At 45.4% G+C, this 22049-nt stretch carries 20 protein-coding genes; 19 read left to right on the top strand and 1 reads right to left on the bottom strand.

The features are described 5' to 3' along the window. Positions 1 to 9 precede the first annotated feature (9 nt). The 11 genes from sdaAB to BN2762_RS23640 all read left to right on the top strand — a co-directional run bounded on the left by sdaAB (position 10) and on the right by BN2762_RS23640 (position 13900). Entirely contained in the window at positions 10 to 702 is a 693-nt protein-coding gene (gene sdaAB, locus BN2762_RS23690; protein WP_055109274.1) for an L-serine ammonia-lyase, iron-sulfur-dependent subunit beta, read from the top strand. Next, complete coding sequence (sdaAA, locus tag BN2762_RS23685; RefSeq protein ID WP_055109273.1) at positions 689 to 1573, top strand: L-serine ammonia-lyase, iron-sulfur-dependent, subunit alpha; 885 nt, start codon at positions 689 to 691, stop codon at positions 1571 to 1573. Before sdaAB ends, sdaAA begins: the two co-directional genes overlap by 14 nt. Positions 1574 to 1580: 7 nt before the next feature. After that, positions 1581 to 2483: a Gfo/Idh/MocA family protein gene (locus BN2762_RS23680; RefSeq protein ID WP_230202584.1), complete on the top strand. Its 903-nt coding sequence runs from the start codon at positions 1581 to 1583 to the stop codon at positions 2481 to 2483. A 313-nt stretch (positions 2484 to 2796) separates the two neighbouring features. Next, positions 2797 to 4416: an extracellular solute-binding protein gene (locus BN2762_RS23675; RefSeq protein ID WP_055109271.1), complete on the top strand. Its 1620-nt coding sequence runs from the start codon at positions 2797 to 2799 to the stop codon at positions 4414 to 4416. A 159-nt stretch (positions 4417 to 4575) separates the two neighbouring features. Then, complete coding sequence (locus BN2762_RS23670) at positions 4576 to 5478, top strand: ABC transporter permease (protein WP_083485221.1); 903 nt, start codon at positions 4576 to 4578, stop codon at positions 5476 to 5478. Continuing rightward, positions 5472 to 6335 carry a carbohydrate ABC transporter permease gene (locus tag BN2762_RS23665; protein ID WP_055109270.1) on the top strand — a complete coding sequence of 288 codons (864 nt, stop codon included), beginning with the start codon at positions 5472 to 5474 and terminating at the stop codon, positions 6333 to 6335. Before BN2762_RS23670 ends, BN2762_RS23665 begins: the two co-directional genes overlap by 7 nt. 55 nt (positions 6336 to 6390) lie before the next feature. Further along, positions 6391 to 8637, top strand: a complete 2247-nt coding sequence (locus tag BN2762_RS23660) for a helix-turn-helix transcriptional regulator (protein WP_055109269.1) — start codon at positions 6391 to 6393, stop codon at positions 8635 to 8637. Between the two features lie 22 nt (positions 8638 to 8659). Continuing rightward, a complete protein-coding gene (locus BN2762_RS23655; RefSeq protein ID WP_055109268.1) occupies positions 8660 to 9655 on the top strand; it encodes a zinc-dependent alcohol dehydrogenase in 996 nt (331 codons plus the stop codon). A 20-nt stretch (positions 9656 to 9675) separates the two neighbouring features. Then, positions 9676 to 10875 (top strand): GNAT family N-acetyltransferase, encoded by a 1200-nt coding sequence (locus BN2762_RS23650; protein WP_055109267.1) that lies wholly within the window; start codon positions 9676 to 9678, stop codon positions 10873 to 10875. Positions 10876 to 10914: 39 nt separating this feature from the next. After that, on the top strand, positions 10915 to 12276 hold the full coding sequence (locus BN2762_RS23645) for an FAD-dependent oxidoreductase (protein WP_055110369.1): 1362 nt from the start codon (positions 10915 to 10917) through the stop codon (positions 12274 to 12276). Beyond that, positions 12269 to 13900: a beta-N-acetylhexosaminidase gene (locus BN2762_RS23640; RefSeq protein WP_055109266.1), complete on the top strand. Its 1632-nt coding sequence runs from the start codon at positions 12269 to 12271 to the stop codon at positions 13898 to 13900. Before BN2762_RS23645 ends, BN2762_RS23640 begins: the two co-directional genes overlap by 8 nt. Before the next feature lie 171 nt (positions 13901 to 14071). Here the strand turns inward: BN2762_RS23640 and BN2762_RS23635 are convergent, their stop codons facing one another. Beyond that, a complete protein-coding gene (locus tag BN2762_RS23635; protein ID WP_055109265.1) occupies positions 14072 to 14749 on the bottom strand; it encodes an NAD(P)H-dependent oxidoreductase in 678 nt (225 codons plus the stop codon). Positions 14750 to 15096: 347 nt separating this feature from the next. On the opposite strand from BN2762_RS23635, the gene BN2762_RS23630 reads away from it, so the two are divergent. The 8 genes from BN2762_RS23630 (at position 15097) to BN2762_RS23595 (ending at position 22036) form a co-directional block, all read left to right on the top strand. Then, positions 15097 to 15543 carry a hypothetical protein gene (locus BN2762_RS23630; RefSeq protein ID WP_055109264.1) on the top strand — a complete coding sequence of 149 codons (447 nt, stop codon included), beginning with the start codon at positions 15097 to 15099 and terminating at the stop codon, positions 15541 to 15543. A gap of 317 nt (positions 15544 to 15860) precedes the next feature. Next, positions 15861 to 17651: a cellulase family glycosylhydrolase gene (locus BN2762_RS23625; protein ID WP_055109263.1), complete on the top strand. Its 1791-nt coding sequence runs from the start codon at positions 15861 to 15863 to the stop codon at positions 17649 to 17651. A 91-nt stretch (positions 17652 to 17742) separates the two neighbouring features. Continuing rightward, positions 17743 to 18495 (top strand): GntR family transcriptional regulator, encoded by a 753-nt coding sequence (locus tag BN2762_RS23620; RefSeq protein WP_055109262.1) that lies wholly within the window; start codon positions 17743 to 17745, stop codon positions 18493 to 18495. 212 nt (positions 18496 to 18707) lie between these two features. After that, positions 18708 to 19499 (top strand): SDR family oxidoreductase, encoded by a 792-nt coding sequence (locus tag BN2762_RS23615; protein ID WP_055109261.1) that lies wholly within the window; start codon positions 18708 to 18710, stop codon positions 19497 to 19499. A 16-nt stretch (positions 19500 to 19515) separates the two neighbouring features. Then, positions 19516 to 19935 (top strand): PTS sugar transporter subunit IIA, encoded by a 420-nt coding sequence (locus tag BN2762_RS23610; RefSeq protein WP_055109260.1) that lies wholly within the window; start codon positions 19516 to 19518, stop codon positions 19933 to 19935. Continuing rightward, complete coding sequence (locus BN2762_RS23605; RefSeq protein ID WP_055109259.1) at positions 19929 to 20423, top strand: PTS sugar transporter subunit IIB; 495 nt, start codon at positions 19929 to 19931, stop codon at positions 20421 to 20423. Before BN2762_RS23610 ends, BN2762_RS23605 begins: the two co-directional genes overlap by 7 nt. A gap of 3 nt (positions 20424 to 20426) precedes the next feature. Continuing rightward, positions 20427 to 21179: a PTS mannose/fructose/sorbose/N-acetylgalactosamine transporter subunit IIC gene (locus BN2762_RS23600; RefSeq protein WP_222861110.1), complete on the top strand. Its 753-nt coding sequence runs from the start codon at positions 20427 to 20429 to the stop codon at positions 21177 to 21179. A gap of 5 nt (positions 21180 to 21184) precedes the next feature. Continuing rightward, a complete protein-coding gene (locus BN2762_RS23595) occupies positions 21185 to 22036 on the top strand; it encodes a PTS system mannose/fructose/sorbose family transporter subunit IID (RefSeq protein WP_055110364.1) in 852 nt (283 codons plus the stop codon). Positions 22037 to 22049: the final 13 nt, after the last annotated feature.

Here is a 22049-nt window from a genome sequence, read left to right as displayed (position 1 = left end):
GACTCAAACATGCGGTTTAAGGATGTATTTTCTATTATCGGTCCGAGCATGGTGGGGCCCTCCAGCTCTCATACCGCCGGAGCAGTTCGTTTGGGGAGAACGGCCAGACATGTGCTCGGAGGATTGCCGGAGCATGCCGAAATCCTTCTCTATGGATCTTTCGCTACAACCTATCGCGGCCACGGAACAGATCTTGCTATTATCGCAGGTTTGCTAAATTACGATACGGATGATATGCGAATCAGAGATGCTTTTGAAAAGGCAAAGGATGCTGGGATGGAAGTTCAGCTTCGAACAGCTCAGAAAGCGGGTATGCATCCCAATACGGCAACGTTTATTCTTCGCAGAGGGGAACAGAAGGCAATTGTGACAGGGTGTTCCATCGGTGGGGGTAATATTGAAATCGTAGGTGTTGATGATTTCGATGTTAAGTTTACGGCAATCTACCCAACTCTATTAATCTTTCATGCGGATCGCCGGGGAATCTTAGCTGAATTGACAGATATCTTCAAGCACGCTGATGCCAATATTGGCTTCATGGAGGTTGATCGGAAGTCCAGAAGTGGGGATGCTCTAACCGTTATTGAAAGTGATGAGGTATTGCGTACCGAGTTTATCGACCAGATCGCTGAAATACCTGATGTTTACAAGGTTCGTGTTATTAATCTCACTTCCAAAGGGGATATATATGAGGTTCTCTAATTTAGAGCAATTGATACAACTATGTGTTAAAGAATCCGTTACGATAGGGCAGCTGATGATAACGGAGCAGTCGGCAGAGACGGGAAAGAGCACTGAGCTAGTGCTAGAGCAAATGGCCGCGTATTATGACATTATGAAAGAAGCGGTTTACAAAGGAATAGACAGCGAGTTGAAAACCCGTAGTGGATTAACGGGCGGAGACGCCAAGCGAGTCCGAGCTTATATGCATAACGGAGCCGTTTCTTTGGGGACGGAGGCTTGCAGCGCGATGGCGTATGCTTTAGCGGTCTCTGAGATCAATGCATCAATGGGGCGAATTATCGCTACTCCGACGGCAGGCTCCTGCGGCATTATACCAGGAGTGTTCGTTAGCTCGCAGGAGAGATTTGGCTGGAGCGATGAGCATATGGTTCATGGCCTCTTTAGTGCGGGAGCAATCGGCTATGTTATCGCGAATAACTCATTCGTGTCAGGTGCCGAAGGCGGGTGCCAAGCAGAGATAGGCTCTGCGATTGGTATGGCAGCCGGAGCATTGGTGGAACTTCGCGGTGGTACACCGGTGGAGGCGGTTCATGCGGTAGGATTAGCGTTGAAAAACTCGCTTGGCCTTATATGCGATCCGGTCGGGGGATTGGTGGAGGTTCCCTGCATCGTTCGTAATGGTTTTGGTGCCGTTACGGCAATGGCGGCTGCAGATATGGCTCTTGCCGGTGTCAAGAGTGTCATTCCATCGGATGAAGTAATCGAGGTTATGCTTGAGGTGGGCAGTGCAATGCCTGAGAAGCACCGGGAGACGGCGATGGGCGGTCTTGCTCAAACACCTACGGGCAAAAAAATGATGAAAGAGCTTTATGATAAAGAGGAGAGTTGATAGGCAAGTGGATGATTTGAAAATAGGTCTTATTGGTACGGATTCCTCCCACTCTGTTGCATTTACTAGGCTGCTCAACGACTCAACCGATGCGAATCATGTATCGGGAGGGAAGGTTGTTGCAGCTTTTTTAGGCGGTTCTGATGATTTTCCGCTTAGTGCGGATCGAGTAGAAGGTTTTATGGCAAAGCTGGAGCTTGAATTCGGGGTGCGCAGATTGAGTTCTCCTGAAGAGGTTGCTGCGAGCTGTGATGCAATTTTGCTTATATCTGCGGATGGCCGGGTGCATCTTGACCAATTTAGGCGAATAGCTCCATACGGCAAGCCGGTCTTTATTGACAAACCTTTAGCTCTAGACACGATGAATGCTAAAGAGATATTTCGGATCGCGCAGCAATATCAGCTTCCGATTATGAGCTGCTCGGCTTTAAGATTTGCACAGCAAATAACAGATGATTTGGTGCGCGAGGACCCGGCGACCGTGATTGGGGCCCATGTTGGCGGCCCTTTGGCAGTGGAGCCGACCCAATCCTACTATTACTGGTATGGGATTCATTCGATAGAGCTTCTTTATGCAATTATGGGTGCAGGTTGCCTGGAAGTTAGCGTTACGACTACAGAAGAGCATGATTTAATAGCTGCTCATTGGGAAGGTGGGCGTACGGGAACAGTTAAGCTCAGCCGTTTGCCAGAAAGTCCATTCGTCGCGACGATTCGCCGAGCAGGCCAAACCTCGGTGATCGAGGTTGATTCCAGCGCAAAGCCTTTTTACGCTAGCTTGCTTGAGCAAATTATGATTCTATTCAATAGTCATAAATCTCCATTAGATTGGAAAGAGACTTTAGAGATCATTCGCTTTATAGAGGCAGCCGAGGAAAGTAAAAGGTCGGGGAAGTCAGTGCTTCTGTAAGGACCTACCATATACAACTGAATTGAATCCGTTCGTTCGGGTTCCTAAATGTAGGGAGATGTGGAGAATGGCAAAAAAACAAAACATTTATATAGCATTTTCCACCTGTTTAGCAAATTCCATATCAAAAAAACGTTGATAGATGAGGGTTTTTCCAACTTTCCACCATGATGGAGGACGAAAAAACACAGTAAATGAAAACGCTTTATTTACGAAGCATTTGAACCGATCTACAATGTGAATTACCCGAAGGAACACCTTCGGCACGACAACAAATGCTTTGCTTTTTCTATTACAAAGGGGAGGTATAACAATGTCAAAAAGGCTTCTTAGTATGACGCTCGTCCTAGTGCTAGTCGGTTCACTATTAGCTGGATGCGGTGCAAAAAATGCAGGGGGAAAAGAAACAAACTCAAGTGGTGGAGCAACAAATGCCCCCCCATCTAATGCGGTGGTTGAAGATAGCACTAATGAATACGGTGATACCGGCGGATTGAAGCTTCCACTGGTAGATAAACCAACAAAGTTGACCTGGATGGTTGTAAGTGAAACTCCGCTTAACGACAAGCTAGTTGCTAAGGAAATCGAGAAACGTACAGGAATTACAGTAGATTTTCAACATTATTCCTCGGCTACTTTCCAGGATAAGCTTCGTTTAATTGTTGCATCGGGCAAACTTCCTGATATTTTTCACGGGCTTAAACGAGATGAGCTGAAGAAAATCGGTCAACAAAAAGCAGTAGTCGCAATTAATGACTATGTTGATATGCTGCCAAATTTCAAAAGACTGTATGTTGATGAAAATCCTTGGGTCATTAATTCCTATGGTGACGAGAATAACAACATTTATACATGGCCGGTTTATAACATGAATCGTGATGTTAACCATGGCATGATGTACAGAAAAGATATCTTTGATAAGCACGGCATTCCTGAGTGGACAAACACGGAAGAGTTCTATCAAGCACTGAAAAAATTAAAAGAAATTTATCCGGATTCATATCCAATGGCATCCAAAACAAAAGAGACGATCTTTAAAGATCTTTCCTATGGCTGGGGTATTGGAGGAGCGAGCTACCCTGCTATCTATTCCGAATCCGATAAAACCTGGAAATTTGCGGGAGTTCAACCAGAGCATAAAGAGATGCTTGATTTCTTGAAAAAGCTGTACAACGAAGGCTTGCTTGATCAAGAATTCTTGACAGATACCACGGATTCCTGGACTGCTAAGATGACTACAGATAAATCGTTCGTAACGTGGGACTGGATTGGACGTCTTGATCTATTCTACAACCAAGTAAGCTCGCAAAATCCTGAGTATGATCTGCGTTATGCTAACCCAATTGGGCCTACCGGAAATATCCGTACATTGCCTTTAATCAATGCAGACTTTGGAATCACCGTTGCTAATAACGAGAATAAAGAAGCTGCATTGAAGTTGTTAGATTATCTGACGAGCCCATCGGGTTCCGAGCTTATCACGCTTGGTGTAGAAGGTGTGAATTTTAACTTTGATGAGAACGGGAAACCAGTATATCCGGAGCTAGCCGACTTGCCTAACATAGAAATTAAAGTACTGGAAGAGCATTATGGCATGTGGATTGAAGGCATGTATCTTAACCCGGATAGACGCTCTGTATACTACAACTACACAGAGAAGGAGCAAGAGGCTCAGGACAAAATGGTATCCGCCAATAAATTTGAACCTCTAGATCCTGTATTGAATCTTACCGAAGATGAGATCGCCCTTATTGCAGAATTGCAAACCTCGATTGAGAAATCGCTGAATGAATTCAATTCAAAATATATCCTTAATAAGAACTATGGAGATAAAGAATGGGCTGAGTGGCTAGTAACAGCTGAGAAGAATGGGGCAAGTAAATACACAGAAGTATTCAACCAAGCTCAAAAACGTTATGAAGCAAATAAATAATATATAGAATGATTAGGACGATAAATGGCACAGAGGAAACTTATGTTCCTAGTGCCATTTATCATCATCGGGAGGAGAAGAGACGTGCCAAACCCTAGCGCGGATAAGGGGATTACACTGAATAAGCCATCCTTGTTATCACGGATTACCGCATCTTTCATGCGGACGTTGAAGCACATGAAGCGAGATAGACAGTTATTGCTCCTATTTCTGCCATGCCTTATATTTTATATTATTTTCCGATATGGACCATTGTACGGCTTGATTATTGCATTCAAGGATTACAGTGTATTCGAAGGAATTATAGGGAGCAAATGGGTCGGCCTTAAGCACTTCGTAAGATTTTTCTCGAGTAATGATTTTTTACTGTTATTCAAAAATACACTAGCACTCGGTTTTTTTACTTTGATATTCGGCTTTCCAGTTCCGATTCTATTAGCAATTTCGCTAAACGAGCTTAGAGTGAAATGGTTAAAAAAATCGATTCAGACATTCACTTATCTACCCTCATTCTTGTCTGTTGTAATTATAAGTAGTATGGTTATAGACTTTCTTTCACCAAGCAGCGGCTTGGTGAACAAGCTGATAGCAGCGCTTGGATTTGAAAAGATTTACTTTTTAATTATGCCGGAATGGTTCCGTACCATTTATGTTGTATCCGATATTTGGGCCCTTATGGGTTACGAAGCAATTATTTACCTAGCTGCGATCGCCGGTATTAATCCGACGCTATATGAAGCGGCAAGGGTCGACGGAAGCGGCAGGCTGAGAAGCATGTGGCATATTACGATACCAAGCCTAATGCCAACGATTCTTATTCTTTTCATTATGAAAACGGGCAGTATGATTCGAATTGGATATGAGAAGGTATTGCTTCTCTACACTCCGACTACGTACGAAGTGGCTGATGTATTTTCCACTTATGTATATAGAAAAGGCTTAGTTGAGGCGAATTACAGCTATGCTGCAGCTGTTGGCATGTTTGAAGCATTGGTCGCAATGATCATGCTACTGTCAGCAAACTTCATAAGCAGAAAGGCTGGAGGTAAAGGGCTATGGTAGGAGAATCAAAATTTTCCCTATTTGGATTAATCAATGGGCTAATCCTATGTTGCATTGGAATTGCTACGGTCTATCCCATTCTCTATATTCTTGCAATTTCTCTGAGCGACACAGCTTCTGTTGTTCAGGGCCAAGTCACCCTATTTCCCAAAGGTATTAACCTGGATGCTTATATGGAAGTTCTAAAAGACACACGGATACCGAGAGCCTATTTAAATACAATTTTTTATACGGGGCTCGGAACCTTCATTAACCTGTTAGTGACTTCTATAGCAGCTTATCCACTGTCCCGACCCGATTTCATTTGGCGTAAATATTGGATGTTTGGTATCGTGCTAACGATGTTCTTGAATCCAGGTATCATTCCAAACTACATCATCGTTAACACGCTTGGATTGACAGATTCGGTATGGGCATTGGTAATCCCTAATGCGATTTGGACGATGGAATTAATAATTCTGAAAAGCTTCTATGAGAATATGTCCGCGCAAGTCCGTGAAGCGGCACTTATTGATGGTGCTTCCGAGTACCGGATATTGTTTAATATCTTGATTCCGCTCTCTAAACCAGCGCTTGCATCGATTGGGCTCTTTTATTTCATGGGACACTGGAACAGCTTCTTCCTCCCATTGATTTATTTGAATGAACAAAGCTTGTACCCGCTTCAAGTCGTATTAAGAGATATGCTTATTTTTAATGATGGCAGTGGTCCAGGACTTGTCGATGCGGCAGCCTTAGCGCCTCAGGCGAAGAAGAATGCCACAATTGTGTTGTCGATGATCCCTGTATTAATGATCTATCCATTTGTTCAAAAATACTTTGCACAAGGTGTAATGCTAGGTTCCGAGAAGGGTTGAATTATTGGTGTATACTTAATTGGACAAAGAAACATGCGGAAGGGATGGCTACTACTTGAAGCGTTACATCACAAATTTGGGCATCATTCAAATCTTTTGTTCGTTGCTCTTAGTCGTCGGCATAATGTTCGTATCCAATTATTTCGTATACAAAAATTCAATTTCTGATATTTATGAAAAAGTCGCACAAAACAATACTCTAGCAATAAAGACAATGATTCAATCGTTCGACAATAGCTTTCGATCGATTAACAACATTATTCACTCTATTCATGGACTTCCTTATAACAGTCTAGAGTCGGAAGAAGACGGACGTATTGACATGCTAAAGGTTTACACGATGCAAGAGAGTATTGCTACGCTTGTCTCTTCCGTTGACTTCATTGAAGAAGTGATTGTTTTCTATGATGACATGGATCTAGCCATCACCTCAACCGGCTCGAGTAGTCTTAGCCATTTGTTCCAGAACAAATACAAGCATGATTTGTACAATGAGAGCTATTGGCGGACTTATGCAAAGGGGAAAAATTCATTCAGAATATTACCTGGGCAATATTTTAAAATCGCAACGGATACGTCTCAGCATAGAAAAAAGCTTATGGTCGCAGTTGGTGGCAATAAGGTTCGTATTTCGAATAAAAATATAATTATTTTAATAGATGAGGCCGCTTTATTGAAGTATGTGAACCAGGAATTGATGATTCCAGGTGCTTCACTGATCGTACTTGATCAAGAACGCAGAGTCATTCTTAGTACAGATGCTAATTCCGATTTATCTGGCATGTTTGATGATGTTTATTTCAATTCATTTCATGAAGCCACTTTAACAAAAAAAGATTATCAATATAACATATATAAATCCGATTTTAACGGATTTGTGTATGTTGATAAAGCGCCATATCAATTTCATAATATTGATTCAGTGACTAAAGCAAACAAACTGATTATGTTATCGGCTATCATCTGTGCGGTCTTGATATCTGTACTTCTAAGTGTCTATTTAAATAAGCCAGTCAAGAAAATTATTCGTCAGTTAGGCGGCGGCAATAGTAGAGGAAATGATTTCCGTAAAATATTAAGCGGTATTGTAAAAATGCAAATGGAAATCGACTCTACCAAAAAACAAATGGAGTATATGGAATTGGCAGTACGAAGAAATGTGTTTTTTCAAGCAGTGGATGAATATGCTTACTCGACTCCGGAGCATGATTTAGAGATGCGGAAATATGGCAGAGATATTTTACGCAGCGAGTACTTTGTGTTGCTCATGATTCATTTAAATGAGAAGGGTACGGAGCAGCAAACAACATTACCAATAGAGAAGATTATAGCCGTTATCAATGCAGCTTTGTTGAAAGAACAAAGTGATGTTCAGGTATTCTACGATAACAACCTGAAATTCGTCTCGCTTGTGGGCATTAAACCAGATGAGCGTGCAGTGTTGTTAAAGCGTTTGAAACTATTGTTTACCAACCTGGAACAAGGAGAGTTGGTAGGCTATTCAATCTATGTTAGTGTAAGCAAGCTATACGCTACAGAATTTGAGAATTATAAGTTAGCGTATCGTAACGTGGTAAATGGCATGCTATATAGAATAGTTAACGAAAAGTCTAATGTACTGGATGTTGAGAAGATTCAGTACAAATGGAGTCTGTATTTCCCTTTCGATAAAATCGAGAAGCTATCTAACTACGTTTCAAATGGAAAGCTCCAAGAAGGCAAAGAAATCATTTCTGAGACGTTCAGGGAGAACGCAGCTCGAAATGTGCATCATCATCAAATGGCTCATATTGCTAAGACGATGTTCATGTATATGCTGAGACATGCAGAGGATACTGTTAACGCTGACAATGAAATGTATAATTTTGAGCAACAGTTTTTACGAAAGATCGATTGCGCACATCATTATTTGGATATCGAGAAAGCGCTTATAGATGTAGCGAAGCATATTTCCGAACATAGTAAGTCTGAACAAACTAATAAATTGAATCCTAGCTTTATTTCTCGCTACATCGAGCTGCACTATATGGAGAACTTATATCTAGATCATATTGCGGAGGTTGTGGAAACCTCGCCAAAATATTTCTCGAGCTACTTTAAGAAGACGTTTGGCATCAACTATGTCGAATATCTTAATAAAGTGAGATTATCACACGCCAGGGAGTTGCTGAAGGACAGCTTGTTATCTATCGGTGAAATTGGAGAGAAGACGGGCTATTTAAATTCCTCAACCTTCACGACGACATTCAAAAAGTATTTTGGCATTTCTCCGAGTGAATATCGAAAACAAAATATGAAATGATAGGTTTGGAGTGAAATACGAGATGAAGACGATTACTACTCAAAACGGAAAAATTATCATAACAGTACGGGAGAAGCCGAAGTTATTGCACGGTCATGTGCTTATAAGGACTGAATATTCGGCTATTAGTCCCGGCACGGAGATGATACTGGTTAGACAGGCATCTGATCGGCTCGTCACGTTAGGCTACAATGCAGTGGGAATTGTCGAACAAGTAGGCGAAGGTATTCCGCATATTCAAGTGGGTCAACGCGTAGCCTGCTATGGCGCCCCCTATGTGCATCATGCGGAATGGTTGGCTGTTCCCGCTAATTTGGTAACTGTTGTGCCTGACCATGTCGATCCACAAGAGGCGGCCTTTGCTGGTTTGGGTGCGATTGCAATTCATGCACTTCGTGTAGCTCAGTTGCAATTTGGAGAGTCCGTCGTCATCGTCGGGCTTGGTATTCTAGGTAACATGATCACACAGATTGCTCAAGCAGCGGCTTATAGAACCATAGGCTTGGATCTGAGAGAGGATCGGGTAGCTATGCTTCAAGAGCGTGGATTCTCTCATATGTATCACAGTCAAGCGGAGATGGAAGAAGGATTAGCCGATGCGGCGGGACGTTACGGGGCAGATGCTGTCTTGCATTGCGCAAGCGGACCGGGAGAGCAATTGATTAATAGCTCGCTCAAATGGATTCGCGATCGTGGGAAAATCGTTATTGTTGGTGATCTGACAGCTGAGTTCTCTAGAGAGCTAATGTTCGGAAAGGAAGCTCAGGTGCTCATCTCGCGCGCTGGTGGTCCGGGTCGGTATGATCCTCAGTATGAAAGGGAGAATAAAGATTATCCGATCGGTCATGTTCGTTGGACGGAAGGTAGAAATGTTGAGGAATACATTCGTTTGTTAGCTGACGGGCGAATCTCGATAAAGAACCTTATAACTAATCTCTATTCAATAGATGACGCTGAAGAAGCTTATATGAATTATAGAACGCCAACGGAAACGATCGCTACAGTCATCAAATACTAGGATGGAGGCTTGTATTTTCAGTGATAAACGATCAAATTGAGATTCGCAGCATTGCAAATCGTGCTGAGTTGGAATCCGTCTATGACATTCTTGGAAACGCATTCCCCGTTGGCAGAGATTTTTTTCAAATGCGTCTAGATCATGATTCAGCCTATGATAGCTCTACTACCTGGATTGCGCTGCAGCAAGAGGCTATCGCTTCTACTATACAAGTGTTTCCTTTAAACATCCGTGTTGAGGACGCAGAAGTGAAAGTCGGAGGAATAGGGAGTGTAGCTACAGTTCCCGAGTATCAAGGGAAGGGATATTGCAAACAAATGCTGCATCGCTTAACTGAATGGATGGAGCAGCAGGAGTATGACCTTTCATTGCTTTTTGCTATCCTTACCCCTTTTTACGAAAAATCGGGTTGGAGTACCTTTCCTCAAACTTTGTATGAATTGAATAAGGCAAACATCAAGGTGAACAGTAGCTCAAATTATGATATCCGTCCGTTTGATCCGACTCATTTGGATGATGTTTCTAACATATATAAGCAATTTAACGAGACCAGAACCTGCACGGTGATTAGGCCGGCGGCCCATTGGAAAGATCGGCTTCAATTTCCTAAATGGAAAGCGTCTACCTGTTTTTTGGCTATACGGAATGGGGTTGTCGTAGCGTATGGGCATATTTCTGAGCAGACTGAGGACGGGGCTGCCTATCTGGAGGAGTTAGGTTATCTTAAGGGCGAGGAAGGTGCAGTTGTTCCCTTGTTTCACGCTTTGGTTGAACAGCGGCCTGAGGTCAGCCGAATACTAGCATACCTTCCCGAAGATCATCATCTAACCGAAAAATTAACCTCATGGGGAGCAGAGAAGAAGACGAAACGCTATATGATGTGGAAGATAATCAGGCTCCAGCCTTTACTGGCCAAGCTGGCTGCCCTTTTTCAAAAGAGGCTACAAAATAACAAAGCATATGCCGGGAAATCCCTCCAGATCCGATTGGATTGCGCAGGACAAGAAGCATATATTCATTATTTGGACGGACAGCTATCGATCGAGGCTGATCCACGGCAAGGGATGGAATACTCAAAAATAACGTTAACCCAAGAGGAACTTACGATCTTACTGTTTCAAGGCTGTGATAGCTCTAACCCGGAAGCACTACATGACCCTGTGCTTGGGGCTCTCTTTCCGAAGCAAAACCCTGTCTTTTACAATTTAGATAGGTTTTAAAGTTTTTAATCATGAAGGGAATGGAATCTATTGTCTATATTGCAAAAAGAATACGATGTAGCAGTTCTTGGAGGAGGTCCGGCGGGAATTACGGCTGCCATTAGCGCGGCGAGAAATGGAGCGAAGACGATTCTCGTAGAGCGTTATGGCTTCCTTGGCGGTATGTCTACCGCTGCGATGGTATACCCATGGATGACCTTTCATACGGCAACGGGTGAGCAAGTTATCAAAGGGATCGCTCAAGAAATTGTAGATCGGTTGATAGATCTTGGCGCATCCCCTGGTCACTTAAGGGATACGGTTGGATTTGTTCACACACTGACGCCCTACAATCCTGAGGTATACAAGGTTTTATCTTGCGACATGCTTCAGGAAGCGGGAGTAGATATTTTACTGCATACAGCGGCTATTGATGTCCAAACCGAGGGAGATCGTATACGGGGTATTTCTCTTTACAATAAAAGTGGATTATCGACGCTCCGAGCAAAGGTGTTTGTTGATGCAACTGGAGAGGGAGATATTGCTTACATGGCAGGCGCTCCCTGGGAGCAGGGAAATCTCGAACAAAAAGTACAGCCGATGACCATGAAATTTCGTATGAAGGGCGTTGATTTGAATCAGGTCAAGCAATATATGCAAGAGAATCCTACAGAATTCTACGAGAAATCATTAATTTCGGAGTTGAATATCTTGCCTCTTACAGGAGTTATGGGATTCTATTCCAAGTGGAGGGATGCCGCTCTTCCTATCCAACGTGATGGTATCTTGTTTTTTAGCGGACCTGGTGAGGATGAGGTGCTTGTAAACGTATCCCGGGTATCCGGCTTGGATCCAACGAATGTTGAAGATTTGACCGAGGCAGAGATCGAGGGACGCAAACAAGTACTGCTGTTAGAGGCGTTCTTTCAAAAATCCATTCCGGGATTTCAAAATGCTAGTATTACAGCGGTTGGAACTCAGATCGGGGTTAGAGAATCAAGACGAATTATCGGTAAATATATGTTGAATGGCACCGATGTATTAGATGGTAAAAGATTTGATGATGTTATTGCCCGAAGTGGTTATCCAATTGACATTCATAATCCAGAGGGGAAAGGTGTCACTGCTAATTTTATTCGGGAAGGCGGCGCATACGATATTCCATATCGCAGCATTGTTCCGCTAAATAACTCAAATTTATTATTAGCAGGTAGATGTATTTCCACGACACATGAGGCCCAGGCTACGACCCGTTTGACCCCTAGCTGTATGGCGATTGGTCAGGCCGCAGGCACCGCAGCTGCGATGGCTGCGCTGTATAACTGTGCTGTGGCGGAGGTTCCAATTCTTGAATTGCAAGAACGGTTAATAGAAGGGAATGCTGAACTAGGATTGGTGGAGAGGGCTGTTCGTGATGAGTAAACTAATCATACAAAGTAATCATCCTGTACTTGCTTTCGCCTGCGAGGAATGGAACAGGCTGTTGAAGCTCTCCGGTAGGGCTGTAACTATGCCTAAGGATGAGGTATGGGTTGGGACTTGGGAAGAGCTGAAGAATAAGCAGCCAGAACTGCTAGGCGTGGATGAATGGAGAGACTCTGGCTTTAGTGATGAATTCGTCATCTATGAGACGGAGAACAAGATTGTTCTTTCAGGCAAATCAGAGCGAGCAGCATTATACGCTGTATATCAATACGCACAGGAGGCCTGGGGCCTTCACACCGTATATCCTGGTTCGCCGTCTAGCATTTCTAACATGAAGCAGCAGTATCGGGTAGATTCGGAACCTGCTCGAAAGACAATTCGATGGTATGCTCCAAGAATGGAACGCAGAGGGTTTGTATTCGAAACGATCAATGAGCCACATTACTTAAAAGAAATGATTGATTGGTTTGGTCACAATAAAATTAATGAAATGTTCTTTACTTTTTCATTATGGGACCAAGTGGGTGAAGAAATTGCTCCCGAATTGATCAAGCGCGGAATCCAGGTCACGCTCGGCGGTCATAGTATGAAGTTTTTTTTGAATAAAAAAGAATACGAGGAACTGAATGCCGAAGCAGATCATCCGTATACAGCCAAATCACAGCTGAACTTCAAAGATAGTACATGGCAAACCCTGTTTCTACAGGATATTACAGCATACTGCCATACCGTGCCCAATTTAACTCGAATATCGTTGTGGCCGGAAGACATCGCGGATCGGCAAACAGAAGGCTTCCTCGAATATTACGTACAATTTACGGAAAGATTGAAGGCTAGCTTATGTCAATCTGGATTAGATGTAGAGGTAGAACATATTGCCTATAATGCAGGCCTAGCTTGGAATATGCTGGAGCGAAGTGAAGCAAAGCCATCTGCTGAAGTCGATACACTATTTGCTTTTTGGGGTCGGGATTATCGGTACGGATACGATAACAGTCCGCATGAAAGTGATCGCAGGGCGAAAGAGGCGTTAGAGGATTGGGCGCATAACCTTAAAAGCACGGAGCGTAAGCTAACTATCTTTGAATACTATAGTGATCACTTCATGCTGACGAACTTGTTCCCTTTTCTACCACAGCGCATCTTGAAGGACATAGCATATTACGAGAAGCTGAATCTGCTCGGCATGGTGAATTTAGTCGTTCCCTATCGAGGTTCGGATCCTTATCCTTGGAAATGGGTACATGGATTTAACAGCTATGTTTTTTGCAAAGCGTTGTGGAGTGATCAAATGGAGGAAATTCTTAGCGACTACTATTCCTGTTATCCAGAGAGTGAAAGAGCTTCAGTTCAAGCTTTATTCGAAGTGATTGAAGCCAAGCTACCTTGCATAACATCATGGAATGCACTCTTATTTCCTGCAAGAGTTGTAGATCCTGAAAAGGCCGATGCTAGCAAGGAGCAAAAAGAGATGATTCTTGCAACTCTTGAGGATATAGGAAGCAGTATACAGAGCATCCTGCAGCGATCCGAGCTTAATCCAGATTTAGAGCCTTATCGATATGCACAACATATCCTTAATTATGCGGATGCTCTAAAGCAACGATGGCTTGAGCAATAAACAGAATCAATTGCGAGTTGGGATTACGCCATAAGATCAACGCTTTACTTTTAAAGAAGGAGACTGCATTTTTAGAATGCGGTCTCCTTTTTTGGTGGGCTATCAGTATGTTAAATGAAATCAACATTCGGAAGTCTACCCTATTTCTGTCCACAATTCTATCTCCAAACCTTACTCTACCCACTGAACCACTTGTTCCATAGTTTGCCGTGCTTTCTCCCTCGGTTCGTTCAGACGATAGCCGAAGGCGACCATGCAGGCAATTCCGAAATGCTCGGCATCCAGAATGCCTTCCTCGGCAAGGATACGTTCGATCTCTACCTTGTCGAAGCCTTCAATCGGACAGGAATCGATGCCGATTTGGGCAGCGGCTGTCATCATATTGCCGAGGGCCAGATAAGTCTGCCGGGCCCCCCATTCGAACATGGCCCGTTCATTGTCCTGTAATTTGAAATCGGCCTTCAGGAATTTATCGTAGAGCTTGGTTTTCATTTCAATCACATGGGAAGGCAGCTGCTGCACGTTTTTCATCATCTCTTGAATATAATCGGAGTCTGCCGCCATGTCTTTAGGTTGTCTGGAGAGAATCAGGACGAAATGGCTGGCGGTCGGCAGCTGCTTCTGAGCTCCCCAGGTGTAAGGAAGAAGCTTCCCGCGAATCTCCGGATTTTGTACAACAACAAAACGCCAAGGCTCGAATCCGAATGAACTGGGAGACAAGCGTCCTGTTTGCAGGATGAATTGAAAATCCTCCGCACTGATTTTTTTGCTGCTGTCGAATTCTTTGGCGGCATGCCTGAACTGATAAGCAGCTAGAATTTCCTTTTTGATATTAGTTGAAGTATCCAATAGAGCACTCTCCCTTTCTAATAATGGTTCAATTTACATGATTTAACTATATCTCATGCCTAAAACTATATTAGTGTATAACACACTAATTTTGAAGTATGCACAATATGTGATGTTGAATATTCCTTAACCGTACTAACCGAATTTGGTAGAAATCAGTTCCCGCTTATTATGCTAATGAAGGATTAAGGAGAGGCGCATAAACAAAACAGCTCTCGGCAGGGAATTATACAGTTAAGATGCAAAATATTGTCGAATAAAGGGAATTTATAACTCTTTGTTGAATAATATGTATCGGCATACATAATTATTGGTGTAGCTAATATTATTATGATGGGAGTAGAAGAATGAACGGGAGTAAAAATGTTATGCCAGGGTTAGCAGCGTTAATTGCTGCGATCATTGGCGGGGCCGTCTGGGCACTGATCGTGGTGGTAACGGAGTACGAGGTAGGGATCGTAGCATGGGCGATTGGAGGACTGGCTGCTTTTGCAGTATCTTTTTTTGCGAAAAGGGTAACTAGAGCTCACCAGCTGTTATCTGTTGTTGCAAGTTTGCTGGGCATTTTGCTTGGTAAATACTTTGTGTATGGCTACTTTTTGATCGGTGAAGCAGAAGGGATCCTGTCCATGTTCCAGTTGGAGGTCATCCGCTTATTTCCACAGTTTTTCTCATCCCTGTTCAGTGGGATGGATATCATCTTTGTATTACTGGCGATAATAACGGCATGGCAGCTGCCAGTAAAGTTAGCAAGCAAACGCGGTGAGGCAGAGGAAGTTGTACCGGCAGAATAGACCATAAGAAATACATACATACTTTAGTAAGAGGTGCCCTATCAGCTATTTATAGTGATGGGGCATCTTTTTAGTTGTTATGACCATTCGATTGGTTTGTTATTATTTTAATGCTAACAAAATCTAATAAACTATGGAATTACGCTTACAAATAATGTATGATAAAAGTAGTTTTCCATATATATCTATTTTTTGCAGGAAAGGAGGATTGGAGTAACGCCATCAAGTAAGCGCTTACCTTGCAAGTGCCAGTATACACGAAATAGCGACACCCGGTCTCAACTCATCATCCAAATTCTGATTGGAGGGTTCTATTTATGAGCAGAAAACTGTTGAAATCTTTTGCTGCTGTGCTTCTCGCCATGACTGTTATTGCAGCCTCTGCTGTGGTTCCTGGCGGCAATGCATCCGCCGCTGCTACGCCAGTCAAAGGATTTTATGTAAGCGGTACCACGCTGTATGATGCGACGGGCAAGCCTTTCGTCATGAGGGGAGTCAACCATGCTCACACCTGGTTCAAGAATGATCTGGCCGCCGCCATACCCGCCATTGCTGCAACGGGCTCCAATACCGTGAGAATCGTATTGTCGGATGGGGGGCAGTGGACGAGGGACGATGTGGCTTCCGTCAAGAATATTATCGACTTATGCGATCAATACAATCTGATTACGGTGCTCGAGGTGCATGATGCGACAGGCTCGGATTCGGTCTCTACGCTGAATCGTGCCGTAGATTATTGGATTAGCATTAAAGATGCGTTAATCGGGAAAGAGGATCGCGTCATCGTCAACATTGCCAATGAGTGGTTCGGCTCCTGGAGCTCGGAGGGCTGGGCAGCCGGATATCAAGCGGCGATTCCGGCGCTTCGCAATGCAGGCATCAAGAACACGCTCGTTGTGGATGCCGCAGGCTGGGGACAGTATCCGAACTCTATTTTTGAGAAAGGCCTGTCCGTTGCGAGTACAGATACGCTGAAAAATACGATCTTCTCCATCCATATGTACGAATATGCCGGCGGCAGCGCAGCGACGGTCAAGAGCAACATCGATAACGCTCTGGCTCTGAATATTCCGGTCATCATCGGTGAATTCGGGCATAAGCATTCCAGCGGCGACGTGGATGAAGCAACAATCCTGAGCTACACCCAGGAGAAAGGCGTTGGCTGGCTCGCTTGGTCCTGGTACGGCAATGGCGGGGGCGTCGAGTATCTGGATCTGGCGACTGGACCGGCGGGAAGTCTGACGGATTGGGGGAAAACCATCGTTAACAGCACCTATGGTACACTGGCTACTTCTGAACTAAGCGGTATTTACACGACCCCTGGCTATCAGCCGGTTCCGGACAATGGCGGCGGGAATCCAACGGAGCCGACTGCACCGGCCGCCCCAATAGGCCTAACAGCAGCAGCCGGGGATGCCCAAGCCGTGTTAAGCTGGAATGCATCCCCGGGAGCGACAAGCTACACGGTGAAAAGAGCAGCGGTCAGCGGCGGACCGTACACGACCATCGCCAGCAGCGTTACAGCGACCAGCTACACCGATACGGGGCTGACGAACGGCAGCACGTATTATTATGTAGTAAGCGCCGCTAACAGCGCGGGATCCAGCGCCAATTCAGCGCAGGTTAGCGTGACCCCGCAGGCAGCGACGGCGCCATCCGGCTCGCTTGTGCTGCAATACCGTGCTGGCGATACGAACGCGACCGACAATCAGATCAAACCGCATTTTAATATCAAAAATAACGGAACCAGCGCGGTCGATCTGAGCAGCTTGAAAATTCGCTATTACTTTACGAAAGACGGTGCTCAAACGATGAATGCCTGGATCGATTGGGCCCAAGTAGGCACGAGCAACGTTCAAGCCGTCTTCGGCAGCACATCCGGAACGAATGCCGACACCTATGTCGAGCTCAGCTTCTCGGCGGCGGCAGGCTCTATTCCGGCAGGCGGGCAGACCGGGGACATTCAATTGCGGATGTCCAAATCCGATTGGTCGAACCTCGACGAGAATAATGATTATTCCTTCGATGCCACGAAGACTTCATATACCGATTGGAACAAAGTAACCTTGTACAACAACGGGGCTCTGGTCTGGGGAATCGAGCCTTAATCGGGCTTGCAGGCTGTTTTTACAACGATTCATAATTACTGTATAATGGAAGTACGGACAACGTGACATCTTAATCAGTTAGGAGGACATAATGGGTAATTTAGCGCAGTATGAACTGGAAAAAAACAGTCCAATTCCTTTATACTTTCAGCTTAAAGAAGATATGATCCATAAAATCAGAAATGAAGAATACAAAGTAAATGACAGCCTGCCTCCCGAAACCCAATTAATGAAGATGTATGGAGTCAGCAGAACCACAGTCAGACAGGCGATTGATTTGCTGGTTAGCGAAGGCTATCTGGAAAAGCGCAGAGGGGTCGGCACCTTTGTAACCAAGCAGCAGCTGAACCAGTGGGATCTGGCGGAATTGCGCAGCTTTAATGAAGAAGCCAGCCGCCAGGGCCTGAGCGCCAGAACGGAACTGTTAAGCATTGAGCGTGTTATGGCGAATGAGGCTTTGAGGAGCATTTTCGGGCAGGAGCCGGCTTTGTTCTATAAGCTGGAAAGGCTCCGCTTTATTGAGAATGAGCCCTCCGTGCTGGTGACGACTTATGTTCCGGCAGATATAACGCCTGAGCTGGAGCGGTTCAACTTCTCGGAAGTCTCTCTGTTTGCAACGCTAAGAGAGCACTATTCACTTCAAATCAGTTATGCGAACAAGACCTTCCGGGCAATCAATGCCAGCGCCGAGGATGCCGCTATTCTGAAGATAGAGCCGGATTTTGCCATCCAATTGGTGGAGACAGTCACCTATGACGATAAGGATCGGCCGATTGAATATTCCGTTTCCAGAGACAGAGGCGATCTTAACCGGTTTAAGGTAAGGTTGAGATACAAAGAATAGCAGTCATTAATTAGCAAATAAAGATGTGGATAGGATAAACCTGTCGCTTCCAATTTCTCGTTAAAGCAGAGAAATTAGGGCGGCGGGTTTTATTTTTGTTCTTTTTTCTATGAAAGCGCTTGACAAAGAAAAAAAACAGTGTAATCATAACAGTAGGATGTCACGACGTCACGATGTCTTGCAAAGCTGCATAATTAAGGAGGAATTGAACAATGGCAGGCGATTGGTTGAACTTGGCGGGGAAGGTCGTCATCGTAACCGGAGGAAGCTCAGGTATTGGAGCTGCCATAGTGCAGAGTCTCAGTGAAAATGGAGCACAGGTTGTTATCGCTGATATTTCTGGATCCGCTTACAACAACGTAGATTTTATCCCGTGCGACATTACGAACAAGCTTCAAGTGGAAGAAATGATGGACAAGGTCGTGCAGAGATATTCCCGGATCGATGGCTTGGTGAACAATGCCGGAGTCAACCGACCCAGACTGCTAGTGGATTATTATCACGGCGACAAGGATCATGAATTTAACGAGGAAGATTTTAATTTCATGTTCAACGTTAATGTGAAAGGCGCCTTTCTCTGTGCCCAGGCGGCAGCAAGAGTCATGATCCGGCAGCAAAGCGGGGTTATTGTGAACATTAGCTCCGAGGCCGGCATGGAAGGCTCCAAGGGCCAAAGCATTTATTCCGCAACCAAAGGGGCTCTGAATTCCTTCACCCTGTCGTGGGCCAAAGAGCTTGGCCGTTTCAATCTTCGAGTCGTCGGCGTCTCTCCAGGGATCAATGAACCTACGCCGATGGGCAATCCCGAGCATGTAAAAGCCCTGGCTTATACGAGGGGAATACAGCCAGGAGATGTATCCGACGACTATATGAAAGTGATCCCTCTGGGGAGACGCGGCAAGCTGGAGGAAGTATCGGATCTGGTTACGTATTTGTTGTCTGACCGTTCATCTTATATTTCAGGCACGATCGTGAATGTTACTGGCGGCAAATCCAGAGGCTAAAGACAGGAGGATGACAATGAGCAGCAAACCATGGATTATCATCATTACGCACGGGACATTCGGGGAGGAGCTCAAAAGAAGCGCAGAACTCATTATCGGAGAATTAGAGGATGTGTATTGCTTTTCTCTCCTGGAGGGAATGGAAAGCAAGACGCTGATTGAATATATCGATGCCCGGTTAACCGATGCGCCGCGGGATTCCATTTTCCTGACCGATCTGTTCGGAGGAACTCCCTCGAATATCGGCGCTTATTTTTCGAAAAGGGATGGCTACTCTGTCATTTGCGGAGTTAACCTCCCGATGCTGATCGAGGCGCAAACGCGCAGATCGCTGGGGGAGTGGGAAGGCATTGAAGACAAGATTATTGAATTCGGGGCCGAAGGCATTCGCAATATCACTAAAATCATCAAGGAAAGGAAGGGTTCTGCATGTTAAACGGAGTCAAGCTGGTCAGAGTCGATTTTCGACTGATTCACGGACAGGTGGTTACGAAATGGAGTAATACCGTCACAGCCAAAACGATGATTGTCGTTAACGACGAGCTTTCCGAGGACGAGTTCATGGCGGATATTTACGTGATGGCGGCCCCTCCCGGCATCAAGGTGGAAGTGCTGTCCATCGCTTCTTTCGTCGAGCAGGCTAACGCCGGGCAGTATGACAGCGGCAGCATTCTCGTACTGTTCAAGAACATTGAGGATGTACGGAACGCGGTGGAGAGGGGCATTGTATTTGCCGAGGTACAGATTGGCGGACTTGGCGCAGCCGGGAATCGGACATCCGTGGTTAAAGGAATTTCCATTGACCGGGAGGATGCAGACAATCTGATCTGCATGAGGGATCGGGGAGTTGAGGTTTACTTCCAGGTGACCCCAGAGGAAACCAAGCTGTCGCTGGATAAAGCATTGAAAAAATTGGGGGGATAAGCGATGGAATTGCTGGTCGTAAGTATATTTGCGGGTTTATGGTATTGGATTTGTAAAACGGATATCGGTTATGCAATCACCCATGCGATACGGCAGCCATTGTTTGCCGCTCTCCCCATCGGGCTGATCATGGGCGATGTCAAGCAGGCGATGATTATCGGGGCCGCTGTGCAAATTCTCTATATTGGCCTGGTTGCCGCGGGCTCCAATCTTCCCGCCGATGACTGTCTCGCAGGACTTATCGCTATTCCCATTGCGATCGGGTCCGGGCTTACACCGGCGCTGGCAGTTGCCATTGCCGTGCCCGTAGGGGTCATGGGCGTATTCGTCGATCAATTGCGCAAGACGGTCAATGTCATATTCGTTCATATGGCCGACCGGTATGCGGAGGAAGGAAATACCCGAAAGATTGTGCTTGCTTCCGTCGTTTATCCTACTGCTTTAAGCTTTTTCTTCCGGTTTCCGATTCCGTTTTTCGCTATTCTCTATGGTGCGGATGCCGTTAACTCCTTCATGAACAGCATTCCGGAATGGCTGGTTCACGGCTTCAGTGTGGCTGGCGGTCTGCTGCCAGCTCTCGGCTTCGCTTTGACGATGTTCGTCATTGGGAAAAAAGAACTTTTTCCGTGGTTCATCATCGGTTACTTCTTAGTTCAATTCAGCGGAATTCCTGTGATCGGAGCGGCTATTTTCGGCTTGTGCGCAGTTCTTCTAATCACTTATTACAACAATAATAAGAAGAATTTGGAGGTGTGATGGAAATGACGGAAACGCAGAAAACAGCAGAAGCCGGCACGGAAACCGGTAAATTGATTACCGAGAAGGACATCCGCCGCAACTGGCTGACCTACTATATGGTAGCGGAGATGGGCATTTCGTACGAACGGCTTCAGGCGCTCGGCTTTACAACGGCCATGATCCCGGTGCTGAAGAAGCTGTATTCCGACCCGGAGGATATGAAGGAGGCCCTGAAGCGGCACCTCGTTTTCTATAATACGGAGGCTGTATTCGGGTCGCCGGTCAATGGCATCGTGATCGCCATGGAGGAACAGAAGGCCAAGGGAGAGCCGATCACCGACAAATCGATCACCGGGATGAAAACAGGGCTGATGGGGCCGCTTGCGGGGATCGGCGATTCCATTGACTGGGCTACGCTGAAGCCGATCATCTTCGCGCTTGCGGCGACGCTGTCCGCAACCGGGAGCATTATCGGTCCGTTCGTCCTCCTGCTGCTGCCGCTGATTCAGATTCTGATCGGCCTCCGGTTGTCCGTGTACGGTTATCGCACTGGCAAGGCGTCCATCCGGGAACTGCTGCACTCCGGGCGGATCAAGGATCTGATCGTTGGGGCAAGCACGCTCGGATTGTTCATGATGGGGGCATTATCGTCCACCTATGTCAAGCTCAGCACCCCCCTGCAGTTCGATTTCGGCAACGGCAACGAGCCGTTTGTGCTGCAGAACATTCTGGACGGGATCATCCCCGGCCTGCTGCCTCTATTGGCTGTACTCGGCCTGTACTGGTGGCTCAATAAGAAGAGCCAGAATTTCACGGTTATTATGCTGATGATCATTGCGGTAAGTATTCTCGGAGCCTTTACCGGTATTTTCTAAGGGAAGCCCTTGG

It is taken from the genome of Paenibacillus ihumii, from assembly GCF_001403875.1.
Taxonomy (GTDB): Bacteria; Bacillota; Bacilli; order Paenibacillales; family Paenibacillaceae; genus Fontibacillus; species Fontibacillus ihumii.
Note: the sequence above shows the minus strand (reverse complement) of the source record. Positions and strands in the feature narration are given on the sequence as shown.